14 protein-coding genes are annotated in these 15794 nt (G+C 66.2%); 12 read left to right on the forward strand and 2 right to left on the reverse strand.

Features of this window, described 5'->3' with window-relative positions:
- Window positions 1-34 precede the first annotated feature (34 nt).
- From L0976_RS03865 to L0976_RS03905, 9 genes are all read left to right on the forward strand, one after another.
- The gene (locus L0976_RS03865; RefSeq protein ID WP_234186214.1) at window positions 35-964 is read left to right on the forward strand and encodes an electron transfer flavoprotein subunit alpha/FixB family protein; all 930 of its coding nucleotides are present in this window, start codon (window positions 35-37) and stop codon (window positions 962-964) included.
- A 53-nt stretch (window positions 965-1017) separates the two neighbouring features.
- On the forward strand, window positions 1018-1899 hold the full coding sequence (gene purU, locus L0976_RS03870) for a formyltetrahydrofolate deformylase (protein ID WP_234186215.1): 882 nt from the start codon (window positions 1018-1020) through the stop codon (window positions 1897-1899).
- Between the two features lie 262 nt (window positions 1900-2161).
- Window positions 2162-4111, forward strand: a complete 1950-nt coding sequence (locus L0976_RS03875) for a PrkA family serine protein kinase (RefSeq protein WP_234186216.1) — start codon at window positions 2162-2164, stop codon at window positions 4109-4111.
- A 21-nt stretch (window positions 4112-4132) separates the two neighbouring features.
- The gene (locus L0976_RS03880; RefSeq protein ID WP_234186217.1) at window positions 4133-5449 is read left to right on the forward strand and encodes a YeaH/YhbH family protein; all 1317 of its coding nucleotides are present in this window, start codon (window positions 4133-4135) and stop codon (window positions 5447-5449) included.
- A 12-nt stretch (window positions 5450-5461) separates the two neighbouring features.
- Window positions 5462-7003, forward strand: a complete 1542-nt coding sequence (locus tag L0976_RS03885; RefSeq protein ID WP_234186218.1) for a SpoVR family protein — start codon at window positions 5462-5464, stop codon at window positions 7001-7003.
- 134 nt (window positions 7004-7137) lie between these two features.
- A complete protein-coding gene (locus L0976_RS03890; RefSeq protein WP_234186219.1) occupies window positions 7138-7773 on the forward strand; it encodes a CerR family C-terminal domain-containing protein in 636 nt (211 codons plus the stop codon).
- Window positions 7766-8707 (forward strand): HlyD family secretion protein, encoded by a 942-nt coding sequence (locus tag L0976_RS03895; RefSeq protein ID WP_234186220.1) that lies wholly within the window; start codon window positions 7766-7768, stop codon window positions 8705-8707. Before L0976_RS03890 ends, L0976_RS03895 begins: the two co-directional genes overlap by 8 nt.
- Complete coding sequence (locus L0976_RS03900; RefSeq protein WP_234186221.1) at window positions 8704-9618, forward strand: ABC transporter ATP-binding protein; 915 nt, start codon at window positions 8704-8706, stop codon at window positions 9616-9618. Before L0976_RS03895 ends, L0976_RS03900 begins: the two co-directional genes overlap by 4 nt.
- Window positions 9615-10727: an ABC transporter permease gene (locus tag L0976_RS03905; RefSeq protein WP_203316297.1), complete on the forward strand. Its 1113-nt coding sequence runs from the start codon at window positions 9615-9617 to the stop codon at window positions 10725-10727. Before L0976_RS03900 ends, L0976_RS03905 begins: the two co-directional genes overlap by 4 nt.
- Before the next feature lie 42 nt (window positions 10728-10769).
- Here L0976_RS03905 and L0976_RS03910 read toward each other — a convergent pair whose 3' ends face one another.
- Window positions 10770-11843, reverse strand: a complete 1074-nt coding sequence (locus L0976_RS03910; RefSeq protein ID WP_234186222.1) for an ROK family protein — start codon at window positions 11841-11843, stop codon at window positions 10770-10772.
- A 106-nt stretch (window positions 11844-11949) separates the two neighbouring features.
- On the opposite strand from L0976_RS03910, the gene otsB reads away from it, so the two are divergent.
- The 3 genes from otsB to L0976_RS03925 all read left to right on the forward strand — a co-directional run bounded on the left by otsB (window position 11950) and on the right by L0976_RS03925 (window position 14922).
- On the forward strand, window positions 11950-12762 hold the full coding sequence (gene otsB / locus L0976_RS03915; RefSeq protein WP_234186672.1) for a trehalose-phosphatase: 813 nt from the start codon (window positions 11950-11952) through the stop codon (window positions 12760-12762).
- A 57-nt stretch (window positions 12763-12819) separates the two neighbouring features.
- Window positions 12820-13260: a PPC domain-containing DNA-binding protein gene (locus tag L0976_RS03920; protein ID WP_234186223.1), complete on the forward strand. Its 441-nt coding sequence runs from the start codon at window positions 12820-12822 to the stop codon at window positions 13258-13260.
- Window positions 13261-13389: 129 nt separating this feature from the next.
- Window positions 13390-14922: a phospholipase D-like domain-containing protein gene (locus L0976_RS03925; protein ID WP_234186224.1), complete on the forward strand. Its 1533-nt coding sequence runs from the start codon at window positions 13390-13392 to the stop codon at window positions 14920-14922.
- Here L0976_RS03925 and L0976_RS03930 read toward each other — a convergent pair.
- Window positions 14820-15752 (reverse strand): lysylphosphatidylglycerol synthase domain-containing protein, encoded by a 933-nt coding sequence (locus L0976_RS03930; protein WP_234186225.1) that lies wholly within the window; start codon window positions 15750-15752, stop codon window positions 14820-14822. The two genes, L0976_RS03925 and L0976_RS03930, sit on opposite strands and share 103 nt — an antisense overlap.
- Between the last annotated feature and the right edge of the window lie 42 nt (window positions 15753-15794).

Raw genomic sequence — 15794 nt, forward strand, 5'->3', positions numbered from 1 at the left:
GGCGTGCTGTAAGCAGGAAAGGGAGAACATCACCATGGCCATTCTTCTTCTGGCAGACCACGACAACGCTCACCTTTCCGACCAGACGGCCAAGGCGCTGACGGCGGCAAGCAAGATCGGCCCGGACGTGCATGTGCTCGTCGCCGGCAGCAATGCCAAGGTCGCGGCCGAGCAGGCGGCCAAGCTGTCGGGCGTGACGAAGGTGCTCGTCGCCGACGATGCCAGCCTTGCCAACAACCTCGCCGAACCGCTGGCAGCGCTGATCGTGTCGCTGGCCGGCAGCTATGACGCCATCGTCTCGGCCGCCACCTCGGTCGGCAAGAACGTGCTGCCGCGCGTGGCCGCGCTGCTCGACGTGGCGCAGGTCTCGGAGATCGTCGAGGTCGTCTCGGCCGACACGTTCAAGCGTCCGATCTATGCGGGCAATGCGATCCAGACGGTTCAGTCCACCGATGCGAAGAAGGTGATCACCATTCGCACCGCCTCGTTCGCCGCAGCCGGTGAAGGCGGCAACGCCGCCATCGAGACCATCTCGGCCGCAGCGAACCCGGGCCTCTCGACCCACGTCAAGGATGCGCTGTCGTCCTCCGACCGCCCGGAGCTGACGTCCGCCAAGATCATCATCTCGGGCGGGCGTGCGCTCGGCTCGTCGGAGAAGTTCCAGGAGGTCATCCTCCCCGTCGCCGACAAGCTCGGTGCGGCCGTCGGTGCGTCGCGCGCGGCCGTCGATGCGGGCTATGCGCCGAACGACTGGCAGGTGGGGCAGACGGGCAAGGTGGTTGCGCCGCAGCTCTACATCGCCTGCGGCATCTCGGGCGCGATCCAGCACCTTGCCGGCATGAAGGACTCGAAGGTCATCGTCGCGATCAACAAGGACGAGGAGGCGCCGATCTTCCAGGTCGCCGACTACGGCCTCGTCGGTGACCTCTTCGAAATCCTGCCGGAGCTTGAGAAGGCCATGTGACAAATGCGGGAGATGCCTCAAGGCGTCTCCCGCCGTTCCTGGGCGAGGATTGCATGACCTATGTGCTGACCATCACCTGCGCGTCCACCCGCGGGATCGTCGCCGCCGTCACCGGCTATCTGGCCGGGGCCGGCTGCAACATCGTCGACTCCTCGCAGTTCGACGACCTGGAAACGGGCCTGTTCTTCATGCGCCTGACCTTCCTGTCCCAGGAGGGCGTGTCGGAGGACGAGATCAAGTCGGGCTTCGCCCCGGTCGCCAAGAAATTCGCCATGACCTGGCGCTTCAACGACAGCGACGAGCGCATGAAGGTGCTGCTGATGGTCTCGCGCTTCGGCCATTGCCTCAACGACCTGCTCTACCGCTGGAAGATCGGCGCCCTGCCGATCGACATCGTCGGCGTCGTCTCCAACCACTTCGACTACCAGAAGGTCATCGTCAACCACGACATCCCCTTCCACCACATGAAGGTGACGAAGGACAACAAGCCGCAGGCCGAGGCGCGGCTGATGGAGGTGGTCGAGCAGTCCGGCGCGGAACTCATCGTGCTGGCCCGCTACATGCAGGTGCTGTCGGATGCCGTCTGCAAGAAGATGTCGGGGCGGATCATCAACATCCACCACTCGTTCCTGCCGTCCTTCAAGGGGGCGAACCCCTACAAGCAGGCCTTCGAGCGCGGCGTGAAGCTGATCGGCGCGACGGCGCACTACGTCACCGAGGACCTCGACGAGGGCCCGATCATCGAGCAGGACGTGGCGCGCATCACGCATGCGCAGTCGGCGGAGGACTATGTCTCGATCGGCCGGGACGTCGAGAGCCAGGTGCTCGCCCGCGCGGTGCACGCCCACATCCATCACCGCGTCTTCATGAACGGCAACAAGACCATCGTCTTCCCGCCGAACCCGGGAAGCTACGCTTCCGAGCGCATGGGCTGACAGGGCGCAATGCCTGTCTGTATGCCGACGGGCCTTGTTCGTGGGCAGCGTTTCCCCGCGCCCGCCGTCATCCCGGACCTGATCCGAGGATGACGGTGTTGCCTGACGCAAGGGCAGGTAAATTCGTGCTCGCGGTTTCGTTACACACGAAGTGTATGGTTTTCTGCCGGTTTTCAGGAACAAATTGCAGCATGATTTCGTTGTTCGGGTTATACTGGCAACGACAGAATTGGCGATTCGGTTCGCGACGCGGGAGGGTTCCATGGGAACCACTGGCAGCGATGTATTCGATCTGTTTTCGAGAATTTATGCCGGCAGCGCCCACGAGGAGCTGAGCCTGCAGGAATATCTCCTGGCGTGCCGCGAGGACAAGAGCCTTTATGCCACCGCGCCGGAGCGAATGGTAGCGGCCATCGGCGAGCCGAAGCTTATCGACACGAGCGCCGACGAGCGCCTCGGGCGGATCTTCGCCAACCGGACCATCAAGCTCTACCCGTCCTTTGCCGATTTCTACGGCATGGAAGACACGATCGAGCGGATCGTCGGCTACTTCCGCTACGCGGCGCAGGGCCTGGAAGAGCGCAAGCAGATCCTCTACCTGCTGGGACCTGTCGGCGGGGGCAAGTCGTCGCTCGCCGAACGCCTCAAGAAACTGATGGAGGAGCAGCCGATCTATACGCTCGCCATCGACGGCAGGATCAGCCCCGTCTTCGAATCCCCCCTTGGCCTCTTCAGCCGAGAGCGCATGGGCGACCTTCTGGAAGACAAGTACGGCATCGCCAAGCGGCGGCTCACGGGCCTCATCTCGCCCTGGGCGACGAAACGGCTGGACGAGCTCGGCGGCGACATTTCGCGGTTTAGCGTCGTCAAGCTAATGCCCTCGCGGCTGCGCCAGATCGCCATTGCCAAGACGGAGCCCGGCGACGAGAACAACCAGGACGTCTCGACGCTGGTCGGCAAGGTCGACATAAGGCAGCTCGAAAACTTCAGCCAGGCCGATCCCGACGCCTATTCCTACAGCGGCGGCCTCAACCGCACGACGCAGGGCCTGCTCGAATTCGTCGAGATGTTCAAGGCGCCGATCAAGGTTCTGCATCCGTTGCTGACCGCCACGCAGGAGGGCAGCTACAACGGCACGGAGAATTTCGGCGCCTTCCCGTACCAGGGCATCGTGCTCGCCCATTCCAACGAGTCCGAATGGCTGCAGTTCAAGCACAACAAGAACAACGAGGCGTTCCTCGACCGCATCCTCGTCGTGAAGGTGCCCTATTGCCTGCGGGTGACGGAGGAGCGGCAGATCTACGAGAAGCTCCTGCGCGAGAGCGAGCTGTCCGACAGCCCCTGCGCGCCGGAAGTGCTGGAGAACCTCAGCCGCTTTACAGTCGCCACGCGCCTGACGCCGCACGAGAATTCGCCGACCTACACGAAGATGCGCGTCTATGACGGCGAGAACCTGAAGGACACCGACCCCAAGGCGAAGTCGCTGCAGGAATACCGCGATGCGGCGGGCGTCGACGAGGGCATGACCGGCATCAGCACGCGCTTTGCCTTCAAGGTGCTCTCGGAGACCTTCAACTACGACACGAAGGAAGTCGCGGCCGACTCGGTCCACCTGATGTACATCCTCGAACAGGCGATCCGGCGCGAGCAGTTTCCCAAGGAGGTCGAGGCGAACTATCTCGATTTCATCCGCTCGGAACTGGCCAGCCGCTATGCCGAGTTCATCGGCCACGAGATCCAGAAGGCGTATCTGGAATCCTATAGCGAGTACGGCCAGAACCTCTTCGACCGCTACATCGCCTATGCGGATGCCTGGCTGGAAGACCAGGATTTCAAGGACCCGGACACGGGCCAGATCCTCAACCGGGAGATTCTCGACAGCGAACTCTCGCAGATCGAGAAGCCTGCCGGCATCGCCAATCCGAAGGACTTCCGCAACGAGGTCGTCAAGTTCACCCTGCGCGCCCGTGCCCGCAACGGCGGGCGCAACCCGGCCTGGACCAGCTACGAGAAACTGCGCGAGGTCATCGAGAAGCGCATGTTCGGGCAGGTCGAGGACCTGCTGCCCGTCATCAGCTTCGGCTCGAAGAAGGACAGCTCCACCGAGAAGCAGCATGCCGAGTTCGTCGAACGCATGACCGCGCGCGGCTATACCGTGCGTCAGGTCCGGCGGCTCGTCGACTGGTACATGCGCGTGAACAAGGCCGGCTGACACCGAAACGGGGGCAGCGCCATGCCGAATTTCATCGACCGACGGCTGAACCCCAAGGACCGCAGCCTCGGCAACCGGCAGCGTTTCCTGAAAAGGGTGCACGACGAATTGAAGCGGACGATCCGTGACCGGGTCAAGTCCGACAGGATCGCCGACGTGGATGCCGCCCACGGCGTGCCGGTGCCCAGGCGCGGCGCCGACGAGCCCGGCTTCCGCCAGGCCCCCGGCACGGGGGAGCGCGATCACGTCCTTCCCGGAAACGAGACCTTCTCGCCGGGCGACCGGCTGGGAAAACCGGAGGCCGGAGGGGGTGGCGGCGCCGGCCGCGGCCCGGGCCGGGGCGAGAGCGACGACGACTTCCTCTTCGTCCTTTCGCGCGAGGAGGTGCTGGACCTCTTCTTCGAGGATCTGGAGCTTCCCGACATGGTCAAGCTCAACCTCAAGGAGACGGTGACCTACAAGCCGCATCGCGTCGGCTTCACCACGGCCGGCACGCCCAGCAACATCAATGTGGGCCGCACGATGCGCAACAGCTTCGGCCGGCGCATCGCGCTCCGCCGCCCGAGCGGCAAGGAGTTCGAGGCGATCGCAGGCGAGATCGCCGCGCTGGAGGCCGAGGCCGATCTTTCCCAGCCGCGGCGGCGGCGGCTGTCGCAACTGCGCGAGGAACTGGAGATCCTGGAGCGCCGGCGCAAGCGCATCGCCTATGTCGATCCGGTCGACGTGCGCTTCAACCGCTTCGAACGCCAGCCGATGCCCAATGCGAGCGCGGTGATGTTCTGCCTGATGGACGTGTCGGCCTCGATGGGCGAGCGGGAGAAGGACCTCGCCAAGCGGTTCTTCGTCCTGCTGCATCTCTTTCTCAAGCGCCGCTACGAGCGCATCGACATCGTCTTCATCCGCCATACCGACGAGGCGCGCGAGGTGGACGAGGAGACCTTCTTCTTCGGCCGGCAGAGCGGCGGCACGGTCGTCTCCACCGCGCTGGAGGAGATGCAGCGGATCATCCTCGACCGCTACCCCTCGAACATCTGGAACATCTATGCCGCGCAGGCCTCCGACGGCGACAATGCCCAGGGCGATTCCGAGCGCTGCGCCGGGCTTCTGCGCGACGAGCTGATGAAGCTGTGCCAATACTACGCCTATGTCGAGATCATCGACGAGCGGGAAAGCGAGATCTTCGGATCGACGGACAACGGCACCTCGCTCTGGCGCGCATACCGTACGGTCGACGGCGCGGCGCCGCATTTCCAGATGACGCGCATCGCGCGGCCGGCGGACATCTATCCCGTCTTCCGCAAGCTCTTTGCCCGCCAGCCCGTCCAGTTGCAGCGGTGAGGAGAGGATCGCATGGCAAGACGAAGCGCCTCCTCCCTGCTGTTCGACGGTTCCGAATGGAGCTTTGCCGCGATCTCCCGGGCCTATGACGCCATCGAGGAGATCGCCCTTGGCGAGATGGGGCTCGATGTCTATCCGAACCAGATCGAGGTCATCTCGTCGGAGCAGATGCTCGATGCCTATTCCTCCGTGGGCATGCCGCTGATGTACCAGCACTGGTCGTTCGGAAAGCGCTTCGTCTTCGAGAACCACCTCTACCGAAAGGGGCGGCGGGGCCTTGCCTACGAACTCGTCATCAATTCCAACCCCTGCATCACCTACCTGATGGAAGAGAACACGATGCCGATGCAGGCGCTCGTCACCGCCCATGCCGCCTTCGGCCATAACCACTTCTTCAAGAACAACTACCTGTTCCGCCAGTGGACGGATGCGGGCGCCATTCTCGGCTACATGGATTTCGCCAAGAAATACGTCGCGCGGTGCGAGGAGCGGCACGGCGTCGCCGCGGTGGAGGAGATCCTCGATTCCGCCCATGCGCTCATGGACCAGGGCGTCTTCCACTATCGCCGCCCGCCGCGGCTCTCCTCGGAGAAGGTCACGGAGCGGGCGCGCGAGCGGCTGGAATACGAGGAGCAGACCTACAGCGACCTGTGGCGTACATTGCCCCTGGCCCCCGGGAGCCGCGACAGGGAAGAGGCCGAGCAGGAGGCGCTGGAGCGCAAGAAGGTGCTCAATCTCCCCGAGGAGAACCTGCTCTATTTCCTGGAGAAGCACAGCCTCATCCTGGAGCCGTGGCAGCGGGAGATATTGCGGATCGTCCGCGTCATCGCGCAATATTTCTATCCGCAGGGACAGACCAAGGTGATGAACGAGGGATGCGCGACCTTCGTGCATTATTTCATCATCAACCGACTGTTCGACCAGGGCAGACTCAGCGAGGGCGCCATGCTGGAGCTCCTGGCGAGCCACGCCAACGTGGTCTTCCAGCCGGGTTTTCGCGATCCCCGCTTCGGGGGTATCAACCCCTATGCGCTGGGTTTCGCGATGATGCAGGACATCGAACGCATCTGCACCCTGCCGACGGAGGAGGACAGGGACTGGTTTCCCACGATCGCCGGTAACGGCGACTGGCGGGGAACGCTGCTCGATGCCTGGGAGAACCACCGGGACGAATCCTTCATCCTGCAATATCTGAGCCCGGCGTTGATCCGCAAATTCCGCCTGTTCCACCTCACCGACCGCGCGGGCGACCGGTTCTGCGAGGTCGCCTCCATTCATGACGAGCGGGGTTATTCGGCTGTGCGCGCCGCGCTCGCCCGTACCTACGATCCCGGCGCCAACAGGCCGGATATCGAGGTGACCGACGTCGATCTCCTGGGCGACCGGCGGCTGCGGCTGCGGCACACGGTCAAGAACGGGGTCCTGCTGGAGGAGGCCGACCGCGACGCGACCCTCGCCCATATACGCCGCCTGTGGGGATATGAGGTGAGCCTGGAAGGGGTGCAGGCCTCGACCGGGAAGGTCCTCTACGAATGCTCCTCGGGCAGGACATGACGGTGAGCTGACCAGCCTTCCCGACCGAAAGGCCATGCCGCAAAATCGCTCCCGGATCGGGACCGCAGCCGGGCGACTGGACGGCGCGTATCGTGCGGGCTATAAATCAATCGATTGATTGAAATGGTAACGCCATGCACGACAGCGAACATCCGACCCGGCTCGGCCTCATCCAGGTCGCGTTGCGGCAGTTCGGCCGGGATGGCTTCGCCGCGGCCTCGACCCGCTCCATCGCCGCCGAGGCCGGGACGAACATTTCCTCCATCGCCTATCATTTCGGCGGCAAGGAAGGGCTGCGGCTGGCCTGCGCGGACTTCGTCGCCTCGCGCATCGGCCAGGTGGCGCGCATCCTGCCCGGCGATCCCGCGCATCTCACGCGCGCCGGCGCCCGCCATATCCTGCGCCGCCTGCTCCGGCGCATCGTGTTGTACCTCACCGCGCCGGCGGCCGAACCGGTCGTCGCCTTCCTGCTTCGCGAGATGGCCCAGCCGAACAGCCCCGTTCCCGACAGGCTCTTCCATACCCTGATCGAAAGCCGGCATCGCAGCCTTTGCCGGATCTGGTCGGCCGCCACGGGCCAGCCGGCGGAATCCGTCGACGTCAAGCTCGCGGTCTTCTCGATCGTCGGCCAGGCAGCCTATTTCCGCCTCGCCGCCCCGGTCGTCCAGCGCCGGATGGACTGGAACGGGTATCCGCATGCCGCGATCCGGGCCATCGCGCGGCGGCTGCTCTTCAACCTCGATGCCATCCTGGAGGCGGAAAATGGCTGATCTCCTCTGTACGCTCCCCTTCGCGGCGGGCCTTTTCGCCTCATGCGCAGCGCCCTCGCCGCTTGCTACCGGCTATGTGGAGGGCGACTATGTGGCGGTCACGCCGCTTGCCACCGCCCGCATCGTCGAGATTTCGGTGCAACCCGGCGACCGCGTGGCGAAGGGCGCGGTGCTGGCGCGCGTCGACGATGCGGATGCGACGATCGCGCTTGCCGCTGCCGAGGCGGCGCTCAGCCGGGCAGAGAGCGAGCTTGCAAACCTCGAGGAGGGCAGCCGCGCCGCCGAGCTGGCCGTCGTGGAGGCCTCCGCCGTCTCCGCCCGCGCCAATGCCGCGCGCACCGAAAAGGAAGCGGCCCGGCAGAAACGGCTCGTGCAGGAGCGCGCCAGCTCCCAGTCGCAATACGACGCCGCGCAGGCGGCGGCCGACATGGCGGCCGCCGCCGTCGCCGAGGCGGAAGCGCGCCTTGCTGTCGCCCGCCTGCCGGCCCGCGACCACCAGATCGCCGCGGCGCGTGCCGCCGTCCGCGAGGCCCGCGCCAACCGCGATACGGCCCGCTGGGCGCTCGACCAGCGCCGGCTTCTCGCCCCCTCGGGCGGGATGGTGACGGATGTCGTGCGTCACGGCGGCGAGATCGCCGGCCCCGCCATGCCTGTCCTCACCTTCCTTCCCGACGGCGCCGTCAAGCTGCGCCTCTATGTGGCGGAGGCGGACCTGGCGTCGATCGGCCGGGATACGAGGCTCTCCGTCCGCTGCGACGGGTGTCCGCCGCTCTCGGCGGTGGTGACCCATGTCGCGGACGAGGCGGAGTTCACGCCGCCCGTCATCTATTCGCGCGATGCCCGCCAGAAACTCGTCTACCGGATCGAGGCCCGGCCCGAGCGGGCGGTGAAGCTGAAACCGGGCCAGATCGTCGAAGTGCGCCGCGAACCATGACGGATGCCGCTCCCCCTGTTGTCGCCGTGCGCGGCCTCACGAAGTCCTTCGACGGCCGCAAGGTCGTGGACGACGTCGCGCTGACGGTGGCGGAGGGCGAGATCGCCGGCTTCCTCGGGCCGAACGGTTCCGGCAAGACGACCTGCATCCGCATGATCTGCGGCCTCCTGACGCCGGATGCGGGGGAGGGCGAGGTGCTGGGGCTCGACGTGCGGCGCGACCAGCGCGACATCCGCCGCCAGGTCGGCTACATGACCCAGCGCTTTTCCCTCTACGAGGACCTCACCATCGAGGAGAACCTCGCTTTCGTCGCGGGCCTTTACGGGCTGCCGCGGCAATCGGTCGCCGATACGCTCGGCGATCTCGGGCTCACCTCGCGCAAGCGGCAGCTTGCGGCCAGCCTTTCGGGTGGCTGGAAGCAGCGCCTGGCGCTTGCCGCCTGCATCATGCACAAGCCGCGCCTCCTGCTGCTCGACGAACCGACCGCCGGGGTCGATCCCAAGGCGCGGCGGCAGTTCTGGGACGAGATCCATGCCCGTGCCGCCGACGGCATGACCGTGCTCGTCTCGACGCACTACATGGACGAGGCCGAGCGCTGCCACCGCATCAACTACATCGCCTACGGCCGGCTGGTCGCCTCGGGCACGACGCAGCAGGTGATCACGGATGCCGGCCTCGTCACGCTCCTCGTCGAGACCGACCGTCCGGGCCTGCTCGCCGCACGCCTGCGCAAGGCGCCGGGCGTCGAGCAGGTGGAGCCCTTCGGCACCGCGCTGCATGTCACGGGCACCGACCGGAAGGCGCTGGAGGCGGCGCTCGCGGCGGAGAACGTCGCGGGGCATCCGGCCGAGACGAGCCTGGAGGACGTGTTCATCCGCCTGATGGACCAGTCGAAGGATAACGTGCGATGACCCTTTCGCTCCACCGGCTGGGCGCGATCCTGCGCAAGGAATTCATCCAGATGCGGCGCGACCGCGTCACGTTCGCGATGATGCTCGTCGTGCCGGTCATGCAGCTTCTCCTGTTCGGCTTCGCCATCAACAACGATCCGCGCCACCTGCCGACGGCGCTTGTCGCACCGGTTCAGGACCGTTTCACGCAGGCCATGTCCACCGCGCTGGAAGTGACGGGCTATTTCGACATCACCCATGCCGGCGTGACGGCGGCGCAGGCGGACCGGCTGCTTGCCCGCGGCGACGTTTCCTTCGTCATCCTCATCCCGCCGGATTTCGGCCGGAGGATTTTGCGCGACGACCGGCCGCGATTGCTGGTCGAGGCGGATGCGGCGGATCCGGCGGCCTCGTCCGGCGCGGTCGCGGCGCTGGGCCGCGTCGCCGATGCCTTCCTGGCGCGCGAGATGGGCGAGGCCCCGCCCCATACGCTCGAGATCGTCGCGCACAGCCGGTACAATCCCGAAGGCATCATGCAATACAATATCGTGCCCGGCCTTCTCGGCGTCATCCTGCAGATGACGCTGGTCATGATGGCGGCGATGGCGCTGACGCGCGAGATCGAGCGCGGCACGATGGAAAACCTCCTCGCCATGCCCGCCACGCCGGCCGAGATCATGATCGGCAAGATCACGCCCTTCATCGGCATCGGCGCGGTGCAGGGGCTCGTCGTGCTCGGCGCTGCCAAGCTTGTCTTCGGCGTTCCCTTCGTCGGGTCCGCGCATCTGCTTTTCGCCTGCGTGCTGCTGTTCGTGCTGGCGCTCGTCCTGCTCGGCTACCTGATCTCCACCGTCGCCCGCACGCAGATGCAGGCCATGCAGCTCTCGATCTTCATCTTCCTGCCCTCGGTGCTGCTTTCCGGCTTCATGTTTCCCTTCCGCGGCATGCCGGAATGGGCGCAATGGCTGGGCGAGATCCTGCCGATCACGCATCTTTTGAGGATGGTGCGCGCCGTCATGCTCAAGGGCGCCGAGCCCGCGGATGTCGCCACGGACTTCGCCGCCCTGCTCGTCATGGTCGTGGTGCTCGGCGCGCTCGCGCTGATGCGGTTCCGGCGGACGCTCGACTGAGCGGGGGTTCGCGCCGCCGCCCCGCGGCCTGGTTACGGTCCCTCAGGCGGGCGATTGCCGCTCGAAGCTGGCATTGCCGAGGCCGGTGCCGATCGTCACCGCCGCCCAGCGCTCGACATCCGCCATGCGCGGCACTTCCGACAGGCCCTGCACGACGGCATCGTTGTGCATGATGACGAATGTCGGCTGGCCCGCGATTTCGGGGATCGCCTTGCGCAGGGCCTCCGGAAGGTTGAAATGCGTGCTCTCCCAATTGCCGCCCGGCAGGTTCTGCCCGCCGCGGGCGATCGAACCGTCCGGGGCGATGATGCCCGGGCATCCGATGCCGATGACCGGCGCGAGCGCGAGCTTGGCCTTTTCCGCCCTGGCGATCAGGGCTTCGATCATCTTGACGAGATATTCGATGGTTGCGGTGCGGCGCGGCTCGTCGTCGGCATGGCGCCACAGTTCCGACTTCCAGACCTCGGCCTTGGAGAAATCCGGCTTCTTGTCGAGATTGAGCTTGACGATGCCGGCGCGGATGTTGGTGCCGCCGATGTCGACGGCAAGGATCGCATCGTGGCCCTTCAGCATCCAGGAAGGAATGAGGTGGACCGCGCCGATCAGGCCGGCTTCGTCGGGGTGATGGGCGATCGGCAGCAACTCCACCTTCCGGCCGTCGGCCTTCAGAAGGATCTGGGCCTTGGCGATCGCCATCAGGCCTGCCTTGCTGTCGCGAAAGCCGCCGCCGACCGCGATCTTCGTCGCGCCCTTCCACGGCTCCTCCTTCAGGTAGCGCGCAAGGATGGCGGCGAGCGCTTCGGCGAAGTCGTCGACGGCGGCGAGCACCAGGGCGGCGGCCTCCGACTGCTCGTCCTTGAGCGGCGCGTCGATCTCCTTCTTCGTGAGCTCGTCCGTCGGGACGTCCCCAAGGGGATCGGGTCCGCCCTCGCGCACGCGCTTGCGCCATCCGTCGACGGCGTCGCGGAAAGCCGACTTGTTCGCCTGGTCGCCGATGAAACCGTTCCTGTCGCGCAGTTCCAGGTTGTAGCTCGTCACGCGCACCGCCGGGAGCGCCTCGGCGCCGTGGGCAATGGTGGCGTGTTGTTCGCCGGCCTTCTCTTTTCGCTTCGCCATGCCGTCTCCCGCCCGCTTCAAAATGCGAGGGCAGAATGCGGCGGAGAAAAACTTGTTCCAATCCACCCTCTTGCCGGCCGCCGATCGCGAACTACTTGCAGGGATCATGAGCGAACAGGAGAAATTGCAGCCGACCGATGCGGCGACGCGCCACCTCGTGCGCCGTCTTGTTGACGAACCCGACCGCTGGGCGCTTTTCCTCGACATCGACGGGACGCTGCTCGATCTGGCCGCGACGCCGGATGCGATCCAGGTCCCGCTTTCCCTGCCGGGCAACCTTGCGGCGGTCTCAGGCCGCCTCGGCGGGGCGCTGGCGCTGGTGACGGGACGGAGCCTTCCCTATGCGGACGGGCTGTTTGCGCCGCACCGCTTTCCCATCGCGGGCCTGCACGGTGCGCAGGCCCGGCGTGCCGACGGGACGGTTTCGGTGGTCGCCGAAACGCCGGCCTTCGCGGCGCTGAAACACCGGCTGGCCGAAGAGACGGCCTGGATGGAGGGCGTGCTGATCGAGGACAAGGGCGCGGCCGTGGCCGCGCATTACCGGCTGGCGCCCGCCTACGATACGGCGCTCGAAAGGATCATGCGCGATTTCGCCGAGGAGGCCGGGCCGGCCTGGGTGCTGCAGCCGGGCAAGATGGTCTTCGAGATCCGCCCGTCCCGGGCCGACAAGGGCGAGGCGGTCGCCTCCTATCTGGAGCAGCCTCCCTTCACGGGACGCCTGCCGATCGCGATCGGCGACGACCTGACGGACGAATCCATGTTCGCCCTCGCCAATGCGCGGGGCGGACGGTCGATCCGGGTCGGCTCGCTGTCCACCGCAACCTGCGCGCTTGCCAAATCCTCCTCTCCATCGTCGATCCGCTCGGCGCTGGCGACCGTCGCGGCCACGAATGCCCGCAAGACCGCCGCCGCTTCCTGATCGGCCGGAACAGAAACGGTCCTCGCGCCTTTCCCCTCAAGCGAACGGAGGCAGACGATGAAGCACAAACTTCTGGCAAGCGATGAGGGCGAACGGACCTACATCCTCGTTCTCGACGAGGGGGATGAGGCTTTCCGGTGCATCACCGACTTTGCAAGGAGCGAAGGCGTGACCTCGGCCTCGATCACCGCGATCGGCGCCTTTCGCGCCGCGACCATCGCCTTCTTCGAATTCGAGACGAAGAGCTACGGCAAGATACCGGTCGAGGTGCAGTCGGAAGTCCTCAGCATGATCGGCGACGTGGCGGTGGACGACGACGGCGAGGCGAGCCTGCACCTGCATGTCGTGCTCGGCTTTTCCGACGGCAGCACCAAGGGCGGCCATTTCCTGGAGGGCCATGTCCGCCCGACGCTGGAGGTCGTGCTGCGGGAAACCCCGGGGGCTCTGCGGCGCAGGCACCGCGCCGATCTCGGCATCGCGCTGATCGACATCGATTAGCCCGCTGCACGTCTGTCGCGTTTCGACGGGAACCAAAACCGTTCCCGCGAATTTCCCGCGTGGCATCGACAGACAAGGCGGCAGAGAGTGCGAAGCGAAGGGTTTCCGTTGAGCGGTGCGAATACCGGCATGCCATCCCCCATCGTCCGGGCCGGACAGAACGTCTGGCGCACCGCGACTGCCGACAGGCTGAGCGTGCTCGTCGATGGCGATGCCTATTTCCGGGCGCTGGAGCCGGTGCTCGAACAGGCGCAGCGGGAAATCTGGATCGTCGGCTGGGACTTCAATCCCGACATCCCGATGCGGCCGGGAGATCCCCGATCCCCGACGCTCGGCGCTTTCCTGCTGAGGCTGGCCGAAGAGCGGCCGGACCTCACCATCCGCGTTCTCGTCTGGGCGATGGGGCCCATCTATTCCGGCAAGTCCCTGAAGATGTTTCGCAAGCGGCGTTGGTCCTCCCACCCGCGCATCGTGCTTGCCTTCGATAGCCGCCATCCCTTGCGCGGCTCGCATCACCAGAAATTCGTCGTGGCGGACGACCGCGTGGCCTTCGTCGGCGGTATCGACCTTACCGCCAAGCGATGGGACACCAGCGAGCATCGGGTCGACGATCCCCGTCGCATTCTGCCGTCCGGCAAGCCTTACGAGCCGGTGCACGACATGCAGGTGGCGCTGGAAGGCGAGGCGGCGCGGCTTGCCGGCGATATTGCGCGCCGCCGCTGGCTGTTTGCCACCGACGAGGCCGTGCCGGTGCCGGAAAAGCCTGCCGACATCCGCCTCGACGGCCTGGTCCCCGACATGATGAAGGTCGATGTCGCCTTCGCCCGCACGGAGCCGGCGATCCGCGGCCGCGCCGTCGCCACGGAGGCGATGGACCTCACCGTCGCGGCCCTCAGGGCGGCCCGCCGCCATATTTATATCGAAAGCCAGTACTTCGCCTCCAAGCGGGTCTGCGACGTGCTGTGCGAAAGGCTTGCCGAGCCCGACGGGCCGGAGGTCGTCGTGATCTCGACGCTAAGTTCGCACGGCACCATCGAGCGCCTCGTGCTCGGCGCCAATCGCGACCGTTTCGTCCGCCGGCTTGCCCGTTGCGACGTTCACGGCCGCATGCGCGCCTTCTATCCCGTGGTGCCGAAGGCCGACGGCACGGAGCAGGAGATCGTCGTCCATTCCAAGCTCGTCATCGTCGACGACGGCTTCCTGCGTATCGGCTCATCGAACCTCAACCAGCGCAGCGAGGCCCTGGATACGGAGCTCGACATCGCCGTGGAAGCCTCCACCGAGGCGCAGCGGCACAGCATCCTGGCGCTGCGCGACCGGCTGCTGGCCGAGCATCTCGATGCGGACATCGAGGCGTTCGGCGCGACTGCGCGGGCAGAAGGCTCGTTGGTCAGGGCGATCGATGCCTTCAACAGGCAGGCGCGCGGATTGCGACCGTTCCGCGATGCCGCACGAAAGGGCGCCATGGCGCCCGTGCTCGGAACCGGCTTCGTCGACCCCGTCGCGCCCTGGTGGCCGCTCTCGCTCTGGGTGGACGGCGCGCGCGCGTTCCTGCAGCGTCAGTTCGGGCTGTTGCGCAATCCGGTCTCGCCCTTGGAGGCGACCAAGGCCTCGCTGGCCAGCAGGCAGACAAGCCCCAGCGGCAGCGGAATAAAGAAATAGACCGCGCGGAAGGCGATCAGCGCGCCGATCGATGCGGCGCTGCCGAGCAGGTAGCCGATCGCCGTCTCCAGCACGCCGAGCCCGCCCGGCACATGGCTGACCAGTGCCGTGAGGTTGCCGACCACATAGGCTGCCGTGGTCTCCATATAGCCGGCATCCCCTTTCAGGAGCTGGTGCAGGCAGGCGGCAACGAAGGCGAAGTTTGCGGTTCCCACCATGATCTGCAGGGCGGCGATGCCGGGACGCGGCAGCGCGAAGCGCCAGCTTCTGACCTTCAGTTCGCCGCGCACGAAGGCGGCGAGCGCGAGATAGATCACCCCGAGCAGCAGGCAGGCAAGACCGAGGGCCAGCGACGCACCCGTCCCGATTCCTGCCACCTTGCCCGCGGTGCCGGGAAGGGCAAGCAGGCAGATGCCGGCGAGCGTGACGAGCCCGAGCCCCACGGTCACCCCGCAGAAGACGATCAGCTTTGCGACCTCCTGTGCTTCAAGGCCCCAGCGGGAATAGAAGCGGTAGCGCACGGCACCGCTGCTCAGCGCGGCCACGCCGACATTGTGGCCGATGGAGAGGCTGGTGAAGGAGGCGAGTGCGGTGCGCGGATAGGGCAGCGGCTTGCCGACATAGCGCAGCGCCAGGACGTCGAAGAATGTCAGGCAGACGTAGGAACAGGCCGCGAAGGCGAGCGCGAGCGCGAAGTTCACAGCCGGGATGGCGGCGATGGAGCTCCGGATGTCCTCCCATGTATATTGGCTCAGCGTCCGGTAGACGAGCCAACCGGCGACGAGCACCGCGCCGGCGACCAGCGCGTGGAGGATATGGCTTCGTTTCATGCGTTTTCCCTTGCCTGACGGGACGGAACGAAAACGAGGCTT

The organism is Shinella sp. NM-101, assembly GCF_021401195.1.
Taxonomy (GTDB): Bacteria; Pseudomonadota; Alphaproteobacteria; order Rhizobiales; family Rhizobiaceae; genus Shinella.

What these genes read in the sequence shown, in the direction of transcription:
- L0976_RS03865 (WP_234186214.1), top strand. Translation starts at nt 35, where the DNA reads ATGGCCATTCTTCTTCTGGCAGACCACGACAACGCTCACCTTTCCGAC.
- purU (WP_234186215.1), top strand. Translation starts at nt 1,018, where the DNA reads ATGACCTATGTGCTGACCATCACCTGCGCGTCCACCCGCGGGATCGTC.
- L0976_RS03875 (WP_234186216.1), top strand. Translation starts at nt 2,162, where the DNA reads ATGGGAACCACTGGCAGCGATGTATTCGATCTGTTTTCGAGAATTTAT.
- L0976_RS03880 (WP_234186217.1), top strand. Translation starts at nt 4,133, where the DNA reads ATGCCGAATTTCATCGACCGACGGCTGAACCCCAAGGACCGCAGCCTC.
- L0976_RS03885 (WP_234186218.1), top strand. Translation starts at nt 5,462, where the DNA reads ATGGCAAGACGAAGCGCCTCCTCCCTGCTGTTCGACGGTTCCGAATGG.
- L0976_RS03890 (WP_234186219.1), top strand. Translation starts at nt 7,138, where the DNA reads ATGCACGACAGCGAACATCCGACCCGGCTCGGCCTCATCCAGGTCGCG.
- L0976_RS03895 (WP_234186220.1), top strand. Translation starts at nt 7,766, where the DNA reads ATGGCTGATCTCCTCTGTACGCTCCCCTTCGCGGCGGGCCTTTTCGCC.
- L0976_RS03900 (WP_234186221.1), top strand. Translation starts at nt 8,704, where the DNA reads ATGACGGATGCCGCTCCCCCTGTTGTCGCCGTGCGCGGCCTCACGAAG.
- L0976_RS03905 (WP_203316297.1), top strand. Translation starts at nt 9,615, where the DNA reads ATGACCCTTTCGCTCCACCGGCTGGGCGCGATCCTGCGCAAGGAATTC.
- L0976_RS03910 (WP_234186222.1), bottom strand. Translation starts at nt 11,843, where the DNA reads ATGGCGAAGCGAAAAGAGAAGGCCGGCGAACAACACGCCACCATTGCC.
- otsB (WP_234186672.1), top strand. Translation starts at nt 11,950, where the DNA reads ATGAGCGAACAGGAGAAATTGCAGCCGACCGATGCGGCGACGCGCCAC.
- L0976_RS03920 (WP_234186223.1), top strand. Translation starts at nt 12,820, where the DNA reads ATGAAGCACAAACTTCTGGCAAGCGATGAGGGCGAACGGACCTACATC.
- L0976_RS03925 (WP_234186224.1), top strand. Translation starts at nt 13,390, where the DNA reads ATGCCATCCCCCATCGTCCGGGCCGGACAGAACGTCTGGCGCACCGCG.
- L0976_RS03930 (WP_234186225.1), bottom strand. Translation starts at nt 15,752, where the DNA reads ATGAAACGAAGCCATATCCTCCACGCGCTGGTCGCCGGCGCGGTGCTC.